This window comes from Methanoregula sp. (genome assembly GCF_023227875.1).
GTDB lineage: Archaea > Halobacteriota > Methanomicrobia > Methanomicrobiales > Methanospirillaceae > Methanoregula.
The window spans coordinates 11,978-31,389 of sequence record NZ_JALOCH010000016.1 but is presented as its reverse complement, the minus strand read 5'-3'; the positions used below and the strand labels follow the sequence as shown (position 1 = coordinate 31,389).

Sequence of the window (19,412 nt, the reverse complement as noted above, 5' to 3'; positions counted from 1 at the left end):
AAGGAGTTATATAAAAAGGATAGGTTGCTGCTAATGGGCAGATGCTCCGGTGAGGCCCCCCTACACCGGAGAGCATAACCCGAAAATACCGGTTTTACTGCCCAGTTTGGTTCAGTGTCAATTATCGTTCACGAACCCCGGGAATGTGCCTGGTCGAGGGGTTACCACATGCCGCCAGGATCTCCAGAGCATTGGGAGGGAATATGTCACTGGAACGGGCAGCGATGTTGGACAGCTCCATCATGCATACCGGCAGCCTCATCCCGAACATATCCATTTCAGGAATATCGGAAAACCGAATGCCCGTATAATTTTTCCAGGTGGTACGGTTCACGCTGATTCCCAGCGAATCAATCACCCGTGCCGCCCGGCTGGGCGGCATGGTCGTGGAGAGGGACGAAAAAAGATCTATGACCGGTGAACCGATCCGGGTGCCGGGGTAGAACGGCTCGTCAGCGTAGCATAAATCCCCGCAGGATTTGCAGGTGAACCGCTTCACCCGGACCCTGATAGTACGTTCTGTTTCATCCTCTTTTATGGTGGCAAACTTCCTGGTTTTTGTATCATATCCTTGTACAGTACCACCGCATTTCGGGCATCTGGTGCATGCCGTGAATTCCAGGTTATCGAACACCATGACCGCGGTCTGGATGAGGTCTTTCATCATGGGGGGAATGCGGGGCGGGCGCATGGGTATATTCTCCGGTTATTGTATGTGCTGTGCACTAATGCTGCGCGTTTTTGGCTTTCTCTGAATACACCTTTATAAATCCCCCAATAAATACCCACCGATAATCATCAAAAATCAGAAATAAACCCTATTCATTTAATAATGGTTTTTTTCCAACTACTAGTGTTCGAGGACAGAACATGGATCTGAAATACGTACCAAGCACGTGCCCCTACTGTGGCACCGGCTGCGGGATCAACCTTGTTGTCAAGGATGGCCAGGTCACGGGCATCTCGCCCTGGCACCGCAACCCGGTCAACGAGGGCAAGGTCTGTATCCGCGGGAACAGGTCGTTCGAGTTTGTCAATAACGTCGAGCGTATCACAACCCCGCTGATCAAAAAGGATGGCAAATTTGTCGAGGCAAGCTGGGAAGACGCGTACAAGGAGATCGCAGGCCATCTCAAGTCCGTCAAGGGCGATGAGATCGGCTGCGTGGCATCGGCCCGCACCTGCAACGAGGACAACTACGTCTTCAAGAACTTTGCGCAGAACGTGGTTAAGACCGCCAGCATTGACTACTGCGGCCGCGGCTGCAATGCAGACGCTGTCAGGGGTCTTGCCGATGCATTCGGCAAGGGAGCCATGACCAACTCCATCACTGACATTTCGGATGCAAAGGCAATCCTTGTCATCGGCAGCAACCCGCTAGACGAGAACCCCCTTGCAGGTCGCCGGATCATCATGGCCCGGAAGAATGGCGCAAAGGTCATCGTTGCCGATGCCCGGACCAGCGCCACAGCGAAGATCGCAGACCTCCATATCGCAATAAACCCCGGTACGGAAGTCGCGTTCCTCAACGGTGTCGCAGCAGCTATCATAAAGGCAGGCAAGGAGAACAAGGACTTCATTGCCAAAAAGACAAAGGACTTCGAAAAATGCAAGGCCGCAGTCGCCCCGTGCACACCCGAAGCAGTGGCAAAGATCTGCGGGATTCCGGAAGGTATTGTCACTCAGGCAGCCGAGATCTTCACTGCATCCAGCCCCGCATCGGTCGTCACTTCTGCCGGAGCAGTATCCGGCGATATCCTCCGCGCGTCGGCAAACCTTGTACTCCTCACCGGCAATGTCGGTGTTGCAGGAGCGGGTGTCAACCTCCTCCGCGCCAAGAGCAATGCGCAGGGTGCCATGGATATGGGCTGCGTCCCCGCGGATAACGGACACGCCGTCCCCGCGATGATCGAAGCGGCAGCAGCCGGCAAGATCACGGCGCTCTATGTCATGGGCGAGAACATTGCTTCCGCCGGTCCAAAAGTCGCAGAGGCTCTCGACAAGGTCGGTTTCATCGTGGTCCAGGACATGTTCATGACCGAGACCGCCGCAAAGGCCCATGTGTTTCTCCCGTCAGCCTCATTCACTGAGCGCGACGGCACCGTGACCAACAGCGAACGTCGTGTCCAGCGCGTACGGAAGGCTGTTGAGCCGATCGGCTCCTCCCGGGCAGACTGGCAGATCATCTGCGAGCTTGCAACGGCCATGGGTGCCGACAAGGGCTTTGCTTTCAAGAGCGCTGACGAGATCTTCGAAGAGATTGTAAAGAACGTCCCGGACTATGCCGGCATCACGTATGCAATGCTCGAGAAGCCCGAGGCCATCCAGTGGCCCGCAGCGGGCGGTGTATTTGGTTCAGCATTCCTCTATGCCGACAAGTTTGCCACAAAAGACGGGAAAGGGACCTTCGCAGCAGTCGGGTACACGGCCGGTGAAGCAGTCAGCGCCGATTACCCGTTCGCTGTTGCGGCACAGTGGCCGAGAGGGACCCTCTCCCTGAACACCGCATCGATCGTCCGTGAATTCCCCGAGGCAAAAGTCACGATCAATAAGGCCGATGCGCAGAAACTCGGCATCAGCACCGGGAATAAAGTCAAGGTATCCGGTAAGGACGGTTCAGTCACCATGACCGCGAACGTAACTACCGGGATCAAGACCGGGGTCGTTTCCCTGCCGCTTGCGGCTGCAGCGGTAAAACTTGAGAAGACGGAGGGAGCATAACATGACAAAGAAAGGCGATATGCTCTATGCATGGACCAACGACGCAGAGATCCAGAAGAAAGCAGAGCTCGGTGGTGCAGTTACCTCCCTCTGGAAGCATGCACTTGAGTCAAAAACAGTCGATGCGGTACTCGCCATCACCAAGGGCAAGGACCTGTACGATGCACAACCGGTCCTGATCAAGGACCCCAAGGACCTGGCAAAGACCGCCGGGTCGCTCCACTGTGGTACCCTGCTCCTGCCCAAGCTCATCAAGAAGTACCTGGATGGCGCCGAAACCATGAAGATCGGTGTTACCGTCAAGGGCTGCGATGCGATGGCATTCTATGAACTTGCCAAGCGCAAGCAGATCAACCTCGACAACATCATCATGATCGGTGTTAACTGCGGAGGATCGGTCAGCCCGGTCATTGCCCGGAAGATGATCGCTGCCAAATATGACGTTGACCCGGACAAAGTCCACAAGGAAGAAATCGACAAGGGCCAGTTCATCATCGAGTACGAAGGCGGACACAAGGGTATCTCTGTTGACGAACTCGAAGAGGCCGGTTATGGCCGCAGGTCAAACTGTCGCCGCTGCAAGATGAAAGTCCCCCGCCAGGCAGACCTTGCCTGCGGGAACTGGGGAGTTATCGGACCCCGTGCCGGAAAGGCAACCTTTGTCGAGGTCTGTTCAGAGAAGGGTGCAAAACTTCTCGATGGCGCCGTAAAATCCGGCGTCCTCGCAACCGAGGCACCTAATCCCAAGGGCCTTGAGATCCGCGGAAAGGTCGAGGGCGCAATGATGAAACTCGGCGAGAAGTGGAGAAAGCACGATTTCGAGGGCCTCGGAGAAGGCAAGGACCGGTTAAAGACGATCATGACCGAGACCTCCCGCTGCATCAAGTGTTACTCCTGCATCTCCGCCTGCCCCATCTGCTATTGCATAGACTGCACGACAAAGAACCCGGCCTATGTAACGCCCGGGGATATACCCCCGAATTTTATGTTCCACCTGATCCGGTTCGCACATATTGCAGACTCCTGCGTGAACTGCGGCCAGTGCCAGGAACTCTGCCCCGCGGAGATCCCCAACGCCATGTTCATGCACGCGCAGCAGGTCGAGCTCGAGAAGATGTTTGGCCATGTTCCCGGCCAGAATATGGAACTGCCGCTCATGGCATTTGTGGAGGAAAAGACCGAGCGTGCCCGGCTCCACAATACCGGCAGCGACATGATCTACGAGAACGTATTCAACCCCCTCAAGGGGCACTAATCTTTTTTTTAACATGGGCAGGAAATTTTCCGGTTCCCGTGTTGTAACCTAAAAAGAATATTCTGTTACTGATCTTTCGAGCTGGCGGCCTTCACCGGGTCTTTCCAGAACAGGACTGCCATGATAAATGGTGCGAGAAGGAAGATGGCGGATGTCGCCGGTTGCCGGAGGACTGCAAGGATGATCCCGATGAGTGCCAGCGCCGGGAAGACGAGCGCCCACTGGAGTTCACGCCGGATCCAGTGCGGTTCCAGGCGGGGGGTAAGGTATGTCCCCCTGCTCATGATATAGATCCACTGGACAAAGGCGATCATACCGATCACGAAGATGTTCAGTTCGAAGAGTATGGCACCGAACATATCGTAGGGGAAGTCACCCGCCACGTTCGTGGTGAACGGGATGAGGCAGACGAACGCGAGGCTCGCGATGTTCATGACAAGGAGCGGGCGGTCGAGGTGCTGGAGGTGGTGGAAGCGCTGGTGCTCGAAGTACCAGAAGAGCGCGAGGATGATGAACGCGATAAAGTAGTGCAGGATATCCGGGAGTACGTTTGTGAGAATGTCCTGCACCGGTTCTGCAATCTCCGTGTGCAGGTACTTGGGCGGAACGCTGATGGTGATGACGAGCAGTGTCATGGAGAACGCGTATATCGCGTCGATAAGATTGCCGATCCGTTCCTTGGGGATGATGTGGGGAGGATGGTCGGGGTGTCCGGTCATAATCGTCTGGATGTAAATTGTATGATAATGCTATTAAACCAGGATGGTCCGTCAGAACCCGGTCGAGAGTCCCTGCCGGATATCCCGCTTCTTCTCCGCATTGAGCGTGGCAATGTAGTCTTCGTACCGGTGGATCCGCGTTGAGACCGGAAACGGGATGCCAATCGTGGAGATGATTGCTTCGCCCCGGTCAAGGGTCTGGATCTCCCCTTTTTCCCGGTGAATCCCCTATTTTTTACTCTTCGTGCCATGCCGTGAATACCATGTCCGCCCGTAGCTATCTTTCGTTTCTGCGAGAGTCCGGTTTTTCACGCATTGTCTGATATATCTCCTGAACAGTTCCTCTGAAATATCGCTGGCCTGCCAAGCTATTGTTGTGATACAAAATTTTCCGCTGCACCGGGTGAGGCATTCATCCAGTTTCTTCGCCATACGTTTTTCCAGGGGTTCGGTCCGTTTCCTGATCCTCAGAGAAGTGTCCGGGACCGCAGGGCCGCTCACAGCGGATGAGTCCCCGCCCTCTTTCCAGATATTCTTGCACCGCTTGCAGCGCAGGGTATCGAGCAGGCGGTAAACTTTATCGCTGGAACAGAACGGACAGTGCGGCATTACTCATTATCCTGGGACCGGAATGCATGGCCGGTCCCTCCTCTCGTCTCACTTTACTTCTTTCACCCGGTTCGAATTGTCGGTACCCATCTCCACCATCAGCGTATTTGCAAACTCTCCTTGGATCTCCGAGATGTGGGAGATGAGGAGGATCTGTGGGAACCGGGACTCCTGCGTGCGCAACGCGGTAAGGAGGTTGTTCCTCCGCTCCTCGTTTTAAGTTAGTACTGCTGCCAGTCATTTTTTCTGTGTTGAGTCAAGACTATAGAATCCTGTTATAAAAGGATAAATAATTCACCAGCAACGATCAACTAAAAAGTGTAGCAGATCTCTGCCGGTAAATGTGTTTTTCCCATGAAGATTCTCCATTCCTCTGACTGGCACCTGGGTAGCTCGCTTTACGGACACAAGCGGCATGAAGAGTTCGAGGCGTTTTTAATCTGGTTGGCCCGTTTGATACAGACAGAACAGATTGACGTGCTCCTTGTTGCTGGAGATATCTTTGACACAAGTACGCCCAGTAACCGAACACAGGGACTCTATTATCAATTTCTTAACATCGTCACTGCAATACCGGGTCTTCAGGTCATTATTACTGCCGGCAACCATGACTCCCCATCCCTGATCAACGCGCCGCAGGAACTTTTAAAACATCTTCACATTCATGTTTTTGGATCGATACCGGATAATCCGGAAGACGAGATTCTTGTAATCGATGATGACAAGGACCAGCCATCACTTATTGTCTGTGCCGTTCCATATCTCCGCGACAGGGATATCCGCCTTTCTGAACCGGGCGAAAGCATTGAAGACAAAACACAGAAACTTGAGAAAGGGGTCCAGGAACATTACCTACAGGTTGTTGGGATTGCTAAAGCAAAGCGGGATGAACTTGGAGGACAAATCCCGATTGTTGCAATGGGCCACCTGTTTGTCTCCGGGGGGAAGACCGTTGATGACGATGGCGTTCGTGAACTCTATGTTGGAAACCTTGCACGAATCAAGGCGGAAAACCTGTGTGACGGGATCGACTATCTGGCACTCGGACATCTCCATGTACCTCAAATCATCTCCGGTAAAGATTCAATGCGATACTGTGGATCGCCGATTGCCCTTGGATTTGGAGATGCGGGCGAGCAAAAACAGGTTGTGATCATTGATTTTGAATCTGGATCCCGGATAATCCGTACTATATCTGTACCAAAATTCCAGGACATCCGTACTCTTAAAGGTGATATCAGGTCTGTTGAAAATGAAATCAGATCTCTCATTAAACTCGATCATAATGTTTGGATTGAAGTGCTCTTTTCCGGGACACATTCCGCATCCACCGTACAGGCTCAGCTTCGCGAGTTAACAGATGGAACCAATGTCGTGCTCATACGGACAAAACCTCTGGATGTGGGAAATTATGAATTCAAGTCTGAAGAAGAAAGTGAATCTCTTGAAGTCCTTTCCGAGATGGATGTATTCCAACGCTGCATAGATGCGGAGAATCTCCCTATTGAAGATCGACAGGAGCTGATGGATGCATTCTTGGAGATCCTTCATGAGATGAACGAGGAAGATACGCTCGCTGAGTGAGGACTGTAAGATGCGTATTCTTTCACTTCGTTTTAAAAATCTGAACTCTCTCGCTGGTGAGTGGAAGATCGATTTTACCGATCCTGAATATATATCATCAGGCATTTTTGCGATAACCGGACCTACCGGGGCTGGGAAAAGCACGATTCTTGATGCATTATGTCTTGCATTATATGGTCACACACCGCGATTGGGAAAGATCTCAAGTAATGCTGGCGAGCTTATGTCACTCCAGACCGGGGAATATTTTTCTGAAGTTGAATTTGAGTCCGACAAAGGTCATTTCCGGTGCATGTGGAGTCAGCGGCGAGCGGACAAAAAGCCGGATGGGAAATTACAACCCTCGAAGCATGAAATTGTTGATGTAAAAACCGGCGTTCCCCTTGAATCAAAACAGGTAAAGGTTCAAGAAAAAGTTATAGCTGTTACGGGGCTGGATTACCAGCAGTTTACCCGGTCCATTCTTCTTGCACAGGGTGACTTTGACAAATTCCTTGATTCAAAGTCTGACGAACGCGGGACGATTCTTGAAAAGGTAACCGGCACGGAAATCTACGGCGAGATCTCGATAAAAGTCCACGAGCGATTTGGACTGGAAAAGGCACGGCTTGACGAGTTGAAGGCAAGAGTGGATACTGTCGGAATGATGACCCCGGAACAGGCTGAAGCATTCCGGAATGAGAAACGGGAGCATGAGAAAAAGATACTGGAGATCTCTGCCAACCTAAAATGTCTTGAGGATGCAACCGCGTGGCTGGGTATCATAGCAACCCTAGAAACGGAAATCTCGGATCTGCAGCGAAAACATCTGGAACTTACAACACAAAAAGAGGCATCAAGAAAAGACCTCGATACCCTCCACCTTGCCCGGAAAGCTCGTGACCTCGAAGGGATCTATTCCGGGCTTTCTACACTACGTGTTCTGCAGGAAAAGGAAATTACAGAAAAGAAATTATATGAAGTTGAACTCGGCGGATTTTGCGTTGCGTATACAAACGTACTTCATGCATTTCAGATTGCATTGGAACATCAGACCATAGCAGTTGATGAAAAACAAAAGGAAGATGAGTTGATCAAGCGAGTCCGTGATCTTGACGGCCGAATCAGGGAGACTCTCGCAAAACGGGATGAGCGCGAGAAGGAAAAACGCCAAGCCGAAGAAGAAAGAGAAAAATATAAACAGGCTATTCAGTCAGCTGAATCCCAGTTGAAGGATATCAGGCCGAGCCTTTCCAACGCAACAGCATATCTGGGAGTGCACCCCCGTGACCAGAAACTGATTGAGTCCCTTTCGGGAATTGAATCCGCCATCCGACAGATACATGGTACCGAGGAGACGGCTGAAAAGAAGCGAAGGGAACTGCACGAGGTCGAGAATGTTCTTGCGGATGCAGAGCAGATCGTATTCCTAAGAAAAACGGAACAGGATAATGTGGCAAAAAAAGTAATGGATATCATTGCTGAATTAAGCCGGGCAAAAAAGGAGTTTGCCGAGATAACCGGAAACCGGGATATTGCTGAGCTGCGTGTACTTGCTGATCGGGAAAGCGATCGCCGGAATCATATCCAATTGCTTCTGGATCTTTTCTCTCGTCTTGAAGAAGACACAGCCGAACGGGGGAAACACGCTAAAACCATCAATACTTCCCGTGCTGAACAGGCAAGGGACCGGCAGAGATACAGTTCCCTGCAAAAAGAATTGGAAAAGGTAGTTCAACTTGTGAAAGTTTCAGAAAAAAATCTGTTATACATCGCCCAAATTAAAAGTTATGAAGAAGCACGGAAGACACTCCACAACGGGGCTCCCTGTCCGCTCTGCGGTTCAACTGATCACCCCTTATGCGCAGGGATCGAACCGGAAACAGATGACGCACAAAAAAAATATGACGAGTATAAAAAAGAGGGAGAAGAACTTCAGAAAAATCTCCGCCATATCGAAGTGGAATTCGCGCGTTACGATGCAGAAATCCGAGCTGGCGAGTCTTCCGTTCAGGGTCTTGTGCTGAAAATCAGAAAGGCAACATCAGACTTAGATGACGGGTGCCGCGATCTCGGTCTTTCGGTCGGGAACAACCCGAAACCTGCAATCGCAACAGCTTTAGTTGAATCGACGAAACTGCTTCAAAAAACCCGTGAGACGTTGATCCGCGCTGAAGAAAAAGGGCTGGAGATACAGAAAGGTGAAAGTCAAGTCGGCAGGGAAAAGGATGTTCTCGCGGAAATCCAAAGAGAATATGAGAAGGTGCTCTCTATCCGCGATGAAAAAGCACGGGATAAAGAACGACTTATAAAAGAAATTGCTGCAACGGACGCGGAATTTAAGCGGCAGAATGCGACGCTCCTTGAATCAATACAAGAATACGATATAATCATCTTCAATCATGCCCCTATTGCTGATCAAATCCTCACAGCGTTGACTGACCGCCGTGATAGGTTCGTGGAAAACCTTTCACGATGTCAGGATCTGCAAAACTCGTTACAGCAATGCGAAGCCATGATTGAAAAGAACCGGTCACTTCTGTTGGTGGCAGAAAAGAGCTTCAATGAGATCTCGGAAAAACTTACCCTGATTGATGAGGATTTCAAGAAATATTCGGCAGATCGGAAGAAACTCTACAATGAGAAAGACCCCTCAGTCGAAGAAGCACGGGTAATCCAAATAGTGGAAAAAGCAGAAGGAAAATTTGCTGCTGCAACTGATGCAAAAAATCTCGTTGATAAACAGAAGAATACCTGTGAGGAACAGATCAAAGCCCTGGCCGCAAAAATATCTGCACGTCTATCTGTTCTTGAGGAAAAAGAGTTACAATATTCAAGTGCCCTTACCGGAGCCGGTTTTTCGAACGAAGAATCGTTCCTTTCCGCCAGGCTGCCACCAAATCGGCTCACTGCACTAGAAAAACTCGAAAAAGACATTGTGCGCGAGGAGACTGAAATTGACGCTGGTCTCAAAGAGCGGACGGTAAAACTGACGGCAGAACGAGAGCGGTCTCTTACTCAGGAAAAACGCGAAGACCTCGCGATTGCCATCGACGATGATAAGGCCCGTATGGATAGACTTCGCATAGATATAGGAAGGATTCAGTTACAACTCGAACAATATGACGAGCAGGTAGAAAAACAAAAGGTTCTCACGGAAGAGATTATCAAACAGAAAAAAGAATTCGTTAGATGGCAGAAACTTAATGAACTAATCGGCTCTGCTAATGGTAAAAAGTTCAAAGTATTTGCACAAGGACTGACATTTAAGACCCTCATGGTGCAGGCCAACCGACATCTTCGGGCTATGAGCGAACATCGTTACCTCCTTATTCAAAATAAGGAATCTCCGCTCGATCTTGATATCATAGACAATTACCAGGCCGGAGAAATCCGTACAACAAAAAACCTGTCCGGCGGGGAGAGGTTCCTTGTAAGTCTCGCTCTTGCGCTTGGACTCTCCGGGATGGCAAGTCACAATGTAAGGATTGATTCTCTGTTTCTCGATGAAGGATTCGGGGCACTGGATGAAGATACTCTTGAGACTGCACTTAAAACGCTCTCATCATTCCAGCGGGAAGGAAAGATCATCGGGATGATTTCCCATGTTACTACATTAAAAGAAAGGATTCCGATTCAAATCCAGGTTGAAAAGATTGGGAGTGGGAGGAGCCGGCTTTACGGTCCGGGGTGCTCAAACCTTCGTTAGCAGGAAAAATTGGAATCGTGAATTTAACATTCAGGTAATGCACATTTACCGGTACGCACATGCCCACTCACCAGATAACTTTTGGACTTCCTGGGGAACAGCTAGAGTCAGTTATTAATAATTTTGCCTCTGAAGCAAAGGAAGATCCGTTCTCAAGCTGGCTTCTGCTTCCCACCCAGCGACTGGTTCTTCACGTCACCGGGTACCTGACAGCGAATAATGTTCCCTTCATTCCCTCCCGGATTTGTACATTGGAGGGATTCTGCAAGATCCTTTTCGAAGAGAATCGCACCACAGAAAGGTTCGTGTCAAAAGGGGAAGCAAAACTCCTGCTCACACAGATTCTCGAAGATCCTGAAATTGAAGTCCCTCTTTTCAAATCCCGTGATCGTGCGTCTTCCGGAACGGTTGACGATCTCATGACCTTCATGAATGTAACACTGACCCGGAAGGTACCGTTCCCTGAATGTCTTTTGGATCTTGAAAGCGAGAAGAGCGATCAGCTCGATACCATCATTACCGAATACCGGAGTCGGCTCAGAAAACTAGACCTTTATGACGGGAACACAATCCTTGAATGGGCTATTGATTTCCTGAACCATTCCGAATCATCCCTGCTCGGCACGGTTTTCATCTATGGGTTCCATGAGCCTCTGCCGCTCGAAAAGGATCTCTTCGAGACAATACAGGTCCATGTCGGGAGAGTTTTCATTTTCATACCGGACGGTATAGATCGGAATATTTTCAGGACCCGGTCTGCTGAAGGAAACCGGCCCGGAATCCCCCCTTCATCTGATGCCTCCTCAGCAGCATATCAAATCAGCGGACTGTTTTCCGAGAGCGGAATCTTTGCAGCAGGAGATTTCTTCAACGTGGAGACATTCCCAACACGTTATGCTGAAGTATACAAGATTGCAGCAGAAATCTGCCGGCTGAATTCGGGGGGGATACCTCTTTCCGATATTGCAGTAGCGTTCCCGGATCTTCGGGGGGATCTCTCACTTATCGAAGAGGTATTCTCCGATTTTGGGATCCCGTGGAACGCGGCGGTCGGCCCCCGGTTTTCACGGGCACAGATTGTCCAGTTCCTTATCGGAATCGCCAGCCTCGCCTCCAGCGGGTATGTGCGTGAGGATGTTGTCCGGTTCATTGGGAGCCCGTTCTTTCATAAAGGCCCAGTACCCGGTGGATCGTCCGGTCTTGATGCAAAAGAAATTGATCTCGTTTCCCGGTATGCCGGAATAGACGGGCCTCATCCTCCCTGGATGAAACAACTGGACTGGCTCCATCAGCAGATGGAGGATCCTGATCGGGCGAAGAATTTCCGGGGAATATCTCTGCACACAGTGAATCGAGTACGAGAGGGAATGCAGATTCTTATTCGTGACTTGGATTCGCTTTCCGAAAAGAAAATACTCCGGGATCACATCCTCGCTTACCAGAAATTCCTTGAGTCATGGGATATCCCATACATGTTCGGTGCACCGGATAAACTCCTTGAGGAGCGGGAGATCCGAAACAGGAAAAAATTCCTTACGCGTCTTCAGGGCCTGGAGCATATCGCATGGTTGCCGGCGGATGAGCCAATATCTTCACAAGATTTTTCCCGGCTGCTCTCTTCTATCTCTGAGGAACCCGACGATACTGCCCGACAGGACGACGATGGTGTTACTCTCCTTGGTATCCGTGAATGTGAGCATATGAAATTCCCGGTCGTATTTATTGGAGGTCTTACGGAGGGAGTTTTTCCCAGTCTGACAACCCGGCTTCCCTTTACAAATTCACTGGAAAATGTCCGGATGGGAACCCGTTCTCTCTCCGAGATCCTTCGGGAGGTACAATATTATTTCATTGCAGCGTTGCTTTCTGCAAAGTCCACAATTTATCTGAGCGCCCCGCTTGCCGATGGTGAGAAGCTCCTGCTCACATCGGCATTTTTCGAACGGGTCCGGATGCGAACCGGAGACTGCCCATGGCCTGCTTCGACAGAAAATCCTGTTGCATCCAGAAGGACTACGGCGATTGATGCAGGGAAAGGGATTCGCGATGAGAAAGTCTGTACCGTTCTCAACCTGATTCCGGATTCTCTGAACATCAGCGATCTTACCGAACATATCAATATGGAACGGTTCTACCGGAGAGCCGAATGCGATTCAGCATATGACGGGATTCTTTCCAAGGATGAATCGATCAGTGCTGCTCTTGCAGAACAATATGGTGCTGATCACGTCTGGTCCCCTACAAGCCTTGAGACCTATGCAACCTGCCCCTTTGCGTATTTCCTGAACCGGGTGATCGGTCTTGAGGCCCTGCCGGAAGTGGAACCTAACCTCTCAGCAAGCGATCGTGGGACAGCCATTCACAATGTCCTGAGCACATTTTACCGGGAATGGCGTGCTGCCGGCAATACGAAGATCACTCTGTCATCGCTTGCGGATGCAACTGAAATGATTATCCATCTGGCAAGTGCCGAACTGGAGAAGTATTCATTCCAGAGCCCGCTCTGGGATGCGACAAGGATCCTGATGCTTGGGAACCGGAATACCGGTCCCGGCTATTTCGAACGATTCCTTGAGAGCGAAACGCAGGAATCCGACTCGCCACTTGTGCCTTCTCGTTTCGAGTTCTCTTTCGGAATGGAAACTGATGCTTTGGATGATCCCGCATCGTCACTGGAACCGGTTGAACTCGCGTCACCGGATGGCACGGAGAAACTGCGCATCCGGGGCCGGATAGACCGGATTGATGTTACTCCGGAGGGGCAGTTCCTCATTTATGATTATAAATCCGGAGCATCGCATCCCAAGGCAAAGGATATCGTGGCGGGAACTGCCCTTCAACTGCCGCTTTACCTGCTTGCCTTCGAGCAGATCACCGGTTTGCACGGGATTGGCGGAGGATATTACAAAATCCGGCGCGAAGTCGAGCGGAATATTGTCCTTGCAGACTCATCATCAAAAGACCTGATGATCTCCCGGCTCCGTCCGTCCGTGGATTTCCCGGGTACGATCCAACACTCCCGTGAATGTGCGTTCGCGTACATTGACGGGATACGGAACGGACGGTTCCCACTCCCCCCGGAAGAGAAATGCCCGAATGAGTATTGCGACTTCAAACGGATCTGCCGTTTCGATCCCTATCGAATCTTAGAGACCGGGGAGGAGACCTGATATGGGCGCGACACCCCGACAGGGTGAGGCAATTACCCTGCATGACAAGAGCATGGTGGTAACAGCCGGTGCCGGAACCGGTAAAACCTACGTCCTTGTCCAGAAATACATCGACCTCCTGAAAACACAGGGAGTGAGCGTGCCGCAGATCCTTACCCTCACGTTTACCGATAAGGCAGCAGCTGAGATGAAGGAGAGGATCCGGACCGAGATTCTCAAACAGGAAGGCCCGCAGTGGGAGAGGGCTGCGGAAGATTTTATGATCGCGCCGGTCCAGACCTTCCATTCATTTTGTGCGCAGGTGCTACGGGAGTTCCCGATTGAGGCTGGCCTGGAACCCGGCTTTGCTGTTCTGGATGAACAACAGGTCTCCCGCATCCACAGCATAGCATACGAGAACCTGATCCATACCCGGCAGGAGGGACCGGTCAATGACGCGCTAGTCCATGTACTCTCCATCACCGATCAGTACAACCTGAAGACGATACTCTCTGCAATGTACGGAAAACGGGAACGATATGCCAGTTTCTTCACAGCTCTTGGTAAAGATGAGAACCTTGTGCTCGATGTCTGGAAGATCGAGGTTGAAAAATTCCGCGATGAAGAGATTGCATTGCTGCGGAAGGATCCTTCGTTCTCATCCCGAATCCACACACTGCTCGATCTTGCATCCATATATGACAGGGTGAATGACAAGGCGGCTGTATTCCTTCATGAGATCCGGCCGCTGCTCTATGTGCTTGAAAAACCCGCAGACTCACGGGAATTCTGTCAGGCAGCGCTCGAACTTGCCAGGAAGAAACCCGGCAATGTCGGGAGCAAGAAGGTCTGGAAGCCTGATGATCTCGATGAGTTCAAACAATCCCGGAAAGATCTTTCAGAGATCCTGGATCGGAAATACTCCCTGTTCCGGATGACGGTTAACGCATCTGATCCGGTCATCACCGGATCGATAGAGTTTCTGAAGTCGTTGTCCCTTGTCTTTTCCCGGTATGCAGAGCTTGTCGGCAGCGGGAAGGCAATACTCGGCGGACTCGACTTCTCCGACCTGATACTCCATGCACGGAAATTATTCCTTGAACAGAGCGGACTTGTGACAAAACACTTCATGCCCCGGTTCCGGTATATCCTTGTTGATGAGTTCCAGGACACAGACCTGTCGCAGTTCGATATCATCCTCGCCATCATCGGGATGCCGTCCCCGAAAACGGATTGTCTCTTCATTGTCGGCGATCCCAAGCAGTCAATCTATCTCTTCCGCGACGCGGACGTGACCCGGTTCAAGGAGGCGCAGGAGATTATCACTGCAGGCTGCAAGGGCCGGGTGGTAGACCTCGACATCAGCTTCCGGAGCACGAAGGAAGTGATCGGTCTTTCGAATCTCATCTTCTCCCGGCTGCTGGCCTCGGCTGAGAAACCGTGGGAGTTCGGGTACGAGCCGGTGAAAATATCCCAGGGCCGTTTTGATCATCACGGCTCGGTTGAGCTGCTCCTGCCTCCAAAAGGTAATGATGCAGCCAGCACGAAACGGAACGAGGCCGATATTGTGGCGAGACGGATCTACACTATCGTCAATGTGCAGCCGCTTTTTGTGTACGAAGAGCAGCCGGATCATACGTTTATCGAACGCCCGGCCCGGTACGGGGATATCGCGATCCTGCTTGAAGCGCGGACCAATCTTTCCTACTACCTTTCAGCTTTGGGCGAGTATGGGATCCCCTTCTATGTCCACGGGGGGACCGGTTTCTACCACCGGCAGGAAGTATACGATCTCTGCAACATCCTCTCGTTCCTTGAACACCGGCACGACAATGTCAGCCTTGCCGGTATCCTGCGGTCCCCGTACTTCGGCCTTCCGGATACGGAACTCTTCCGCATTGCGCAGGAACGCGGGATTACTTTCTGGGACAAGCTTGGAGTTTACGCGGAGAAGACCGGGCCCGGGACTGCATCACACGCACGCAATCTTCTAATCTCGTGGCAACAGTACGCCGGTCATGTTGGGCTGGTCGCATTGCTCCGCAGGATTCTTGCTGAGTCCGGGGTCTACACTGTGTATGCAGCGCTCCCGGCCGGCGAACAGATCCTTGCCAACATCGAGAAACTTGTTGCGATGGCCCGTGTTCGCGAAGAGGATCCGAAAGGATACGCACTCGCGGACTTCACAGCTGATCTCCGGATGGCAATGGACGAGGACGAACGGGAGGGTGAGGCGCCACTCGATACCCTTGCGGAGAATGCCGTCAACATCATGACGGTTCATGCGGCCAAGGGCCTGGAGTTCCCCATTGTCTTCGTGCCGGATATGGGTAATGGCTTCCGTGAGAAATTCCCCCCGATCATGATCGGTGACAATCCCCTCATGGTTGGCGTGAAGGTCCCGAACCCGGATGACAATTACGAGATGACCGAGAGTGCTGTTCTTTTGACTCTGCGTGAACAGCAGCGGCAGAAGGAACGGGCCGAGCGGAAGCGTTTATTGTACGTGGCTCTGACCCGGGCGAGGGATCATCTGTTCATGAGCGGGACGATGCCGGAAGGTGTTGGGTTGTCATACGATCTCGCCCGGTCCCGGATTGAGTGGATCTTCACTGCGCTTGGCGTGACCGGGGATGCGATTGCGACCGGGGGACTTGTGTTGCCGGATGGTCTTCGGCTTGCGATTGTCTCAGATCCGGAATCGATCGCGGCCGAGACCGGGCGGGTCGAACCTTCGCTGGTTGTTGTGCCGGTGGAATGTGCGGGGAAGGTTGGGACCTGGACTCCACAGGAATATTCTGTCGGACCGGAGATCGTGAAGCCAATCTCGGTTTCTGATTTAGAGAAGGCGAGCGAGACGGAGCCGGTAACGATCCGGGAGAAGGTTGTATCGAAGTATTTACCGGACGTTGAAGGGACGAAGAAGGGCACGATCATTCATGAGGTGCTGCGGGGCCGGGATGCTGCAACGGTTCTCCGGGAATATGGCGAGTACTCGGAGGAGCATGTCCGGCAGTGCGAGGAGATCCTGATGGCGTTTTTAAATTCGGATCTGATGAAGCGGGTGAAGCGGTCTTATTGTGAGGTACCGTTTGTTGTTATGATTGACGGGCGGCCGGTGACGGGGAAGATTGACCGGCTGTGTGAGATGGATGATGGGAGCTGGGTTGTGATCGATTACAAGAGCGAGGCAGTTCTACCGGAGGAATATGCTGTATTCACAAAAAAATACGAGAATTCGATTGTGATTTATGTTGTGGCGGGTCAACAGATCGTTGGGGGGAATGTTGTAGGGGCCTTATATTTTACGGAGACTGGGAAATTTTCGCTAACAAAAAATGAGTGATTGATTGAATCCTGTAAGATAAATTGGGAAATATTAAGGTATCCAGTCACAATAAGTAATTTTGAGAAAATAATGATTAAACGAATAAAATCCATCCAAAGCTTCCATATTTTTCAAAATTTTGTATGGAATAATAAAAATTTGGATGACTTCAACAAATACAATTTAATTTACGGTTGGAATGGATCTGGAAAAACCACCCTTTCAAATTTTTTACGTCAAATTGAACTATGCGAAATGTCTCCCGATTGTGGAGCGTTCAATATCGTTACTGAAAACGGAACCATAACCGAAAAGAATATTTCTGAAGTAACATTAAGTCTAAAAGTTTTCAATCAGGATTTCGTGAAAGAAAATATTTTCACAGCGACGGGAGAAATTTCACCAATCTTTTATCTGGGTCGTGAAGATATTGCAACTAAAAAAACTCTGGAATCATTGAAAAAACAACAATACAAACTTTTTGACACTATTGAGAAAGATGAGATCGCTTTAAGTCAACAATCACAGAGAATTGAAAAATATTGTTCGACAAAAGCAAAAGAAATTAAAGATTTCCTGCATTCTGCTGGAGAAAATAAGTATAATAATTACGATAAAAGTAACTTCAAAACGCGATGCAGTCTTTTGGAGAAAGAAGACTTCAGTAAAAAGATTTTACCACCCGATGATGTTGATAAATTGAAATTGATCACAAATTCGAAATCAAGAGAAAAAATTTCTTCAATACGATTAGATATCCCCCGATTAACTGATTTAGAATCGGAATCAAGAATTATTTTAACAACGACGGTCACCGCAAAAGTTATCGAACGATTGAACCGAGATAGTAAATTAAATACCTGGGTTGCTCAGGGTTTATTGATAATTAAAGACAAGAATCTTGAGGCGTGTCCTTTCTGCGAACGGGAATTGCCCTCGGATCTCATTGAACAATTGGACGGTCATTTCAATGATGAATATGAGAAATTTCTCCAGAAGATTGATCAATTAATTTCCAAATTTACATTAATAAAGCAGAACTCGACAATTCTGTTGCCAAGTAAATCTGATTTCTATGATGAAATAACATCAGATTTTGAAAAGAATAAACAAAAATTGACACAAGAACTCTCCGATTATACCACATTCATTGATTCATTAATTAATGATCTTGATGAAAAAAGAAAGAATCCGTTTGTTCGAATGGAGATGCAATACCCACTTCCCGCAATTAAACTCTCTGATACTATTGAAGAGATTAATTCTATAATCAATATGCACAATTCCAAGACTGAAAATTTTACTACTGCAATACTGAATGCCAGACAAACACTCGAAGACCATCTTGTGGCAGAAAGACTGGACGACTATTTTGAGATGTTGATAACCCTTGAAACTACTAGAGAAGAAGATCAAAAAAATAAGGTGCAATACAGTTCAACTACTAATCAAATTGTTGAGTTAGAAAAGAAAATTATTGAACATCGTACTCCTGCCGAGGAAATCAATACAGACCTCAGAAATTATCTCGGTCACGAGGAAATCAGATTTGATCTCGAAGGTGAAGGATATCAGATATTGCGAAATGGAGTGGTTGCGGAAGCATTGAGTGAAGGGGAGAAAACGGCTGTTTCTTTCATATACTTCCTAAAAACTCTCCGTGACAAAGATTTTGATTTTGAAAATAGTACAATCATTATCGACGATCCCATTTCAAGTCTTGATTCAAATTCCTTATACAATGCTTTTAGTTTTCTAAAAAATCGGACAGAATGTGCTCAACAACTAATCGTTCTCACTCACAACTATTCCTTCTTTAAGGAAGTAAAAAATTGGTTGTTGACACACAAATCAAGATCTGAGAAATCCAGTATGTATATGATAAAAAATACTTTTGTCGATAATTGCAGAATAGCCGAGCTTCATCCCCTTGACGATCTCCTGAAAAAATATACTTCAGAATATCATTACCTATTTAGTCTCGTTCATTATCATGCAATTTCACCAAAACAGGAATTAAAGAATTATTATCTTCTCCCTAACATCTCGCGAAGGTTGCTAGAATCCTTTTTTGCTTTTAGGTATCCAACCCAAGTTGGGAATTTTGGGAATCAATTTGAAAAATCAAAAATTAGTAAAGAGAAAAAAACTCGAATTATGCGATATACTGATGCAAATTCTCATAGTGATCATATTCGTGCAGATACAGAGGGAGATTTATCATACTTGGATGAAACCCCTCAAGTATTGAATGATATTTTAGAATTGATGAAAATCGATGATGAACGTCATTATAATGAGATGATGTTAATCGTAAATTAAGATGTGATATTAATCCCATCCCCTTTTTTGTATTAGG

10 protein-coding genes are annotated in these 19,412 nt (G+C 49.3%); 7 read left to right on the top strand and 3 right to left on the bottom strand.

The window, feature by feature from the left end:
- Window positions 1–121: 121 nt before the first annotated feature.
- Window positions 122–691: a hypothetical protein gene (locus tag M0R30_RS13360; protein WP_292547736.1), complete on the bottom strand. Its 570-nt coding sequence runs from the start codon at window positions 689–691 to the stop codon at window positions 122–124.
- 179 nt (window positions 692–870) lie between these two features.
- Between M0R30_RS13360 and M0R30_RS13355 the strand changes: the two genes are divergently transcribed.
- Both M0R30_RS13355 and M0R30_RS13350 read left to right on the top strand, forming a co-directional pair.
- Entirely contained in the window at window positions 871–2,721 is a 1,851-nt protein-coding gene (locus M0R30_RS13355; protein ID WP_292547734.1) for a molybdopterin-dependent oxidoreductase, read from the top strand.
- Window position 2,722: 1 nt separating this feature from the next.
- Window positions 2,723–3,976, top strand: coding sequence for a Coenzyme F420 hydrogenase/dehydrogenase, beta subunit C-terminal domain (locus M0R30_RS13350; protein WP_292547732.1), 1,254 nt, complete (start codon window positions 2,723–2,725; stop codon window positions 3,974–3,976).
- Between the two features lie 65 nt (window positions 3,977–4,041).
- On the opposite strand, the gene M0R30_RS13345 is transcribed toward M0R30_RS13350, so the two are convergent.
- Both M0R30_RS13345 and M0R30_RS13340 read right to left on the bottom strand, forming a co-directional pair.
- Window positions 4,042–4,695 (bottom strand): TMEM175 family protein, encoded by a 654-nt coding sequence (locus M0R30_RS13345; RefSeq protein WP_292547730.1) that lies wholly within the window; start codon window positions 4,693–4,695, stop codon window positions 4,042–4,044.
- A gap of 228 nt (window positions 4,696–4,923) precedes the next feature.
- On the bottom strand, window positions 4,924–5,304 hold the full coding sequence (locus M0R30_RS13340) for a hypothetical protein (RefSeq protein ID WP_292547728.1): 381 nt from the start codon (window positions 5,302–5,304) through the stop codon (window positions 4,924–4,926).
- A gap of 354 nt (window positions 5,305–5,658) precedes the next feature.
- Between M0R30_RS13340 and M0R30_RS13335 the strand changes: the two genes are divergently transcribed.
- The 5 genes from M0R30_RS13335 to M0R30_RS13315 all read left to right on the top strand — a co-directional run bounded on the left by M0R30_RS13335 (window position 5,659) and on the right by M0R30_RS13315 (window position 19,375).
- Window positions 5,659–6,888, top strand: a complete 1,230-nt coding sequence (locus M0R30_RS13335) for an exonuclease SbcCD subunit D C-terminal domain-containing protein (RefSeq protein WP_292547726.1) — start codon at window positions 5,659–5,661, stop codon at window positions 6,886–6,888.
- Between the two features lie 10 nt (window positions 6,889–6,898).
- The gene (locus M0R30_RS13330) at window positions 6,899–10,576 is read left to right on the top strand and encodes an AAA family ATPase (protein WP_292547724.1); all 3,678 of its coding nucleotides are present in this window, start codon (window positions 6,899–6,901) and stop codon (window positions 10,574–10,576) included.
- A gap of 305 nt (window positions 10,577–10,881) precedes the next feature.
- Complete coding sequence (locus tag M0R30_RS13325) at window positions 10,882–13,746, top strand: PD-(D/E)XK nuclease family protein (RefSeq protein ID WP_292547721.1); 2,865 nt, start codon at window positions 10,882–10,884, stop codon at window positions 13,744–13,746.
- A 1-nt stretch (window position 13,747) separates the two neighbouring features.
- A complete protein-coding gene (locus M0R30_RS13320; protein WP_292547718.1) occupies window positions 13,748–17,071 on the top strand; it encodes a UvrD-helicase domain-containing protein in 3,324 nt (1,107 codons plus the stop codon).
- Window positions 17,072–17,143: 72 nt separating this feature from the next.
- Entirely contained in the window at window positions 17,144–19,375 is a 2,232-nt protein-coding gene (locus M0R30_RS13315) for an AAA family ATPase (protein WP_292547716.1), read from the top strand.
- The last annotated feature ends 37 nt before the right edge of the window (window positions 19,376–19,412 follow it).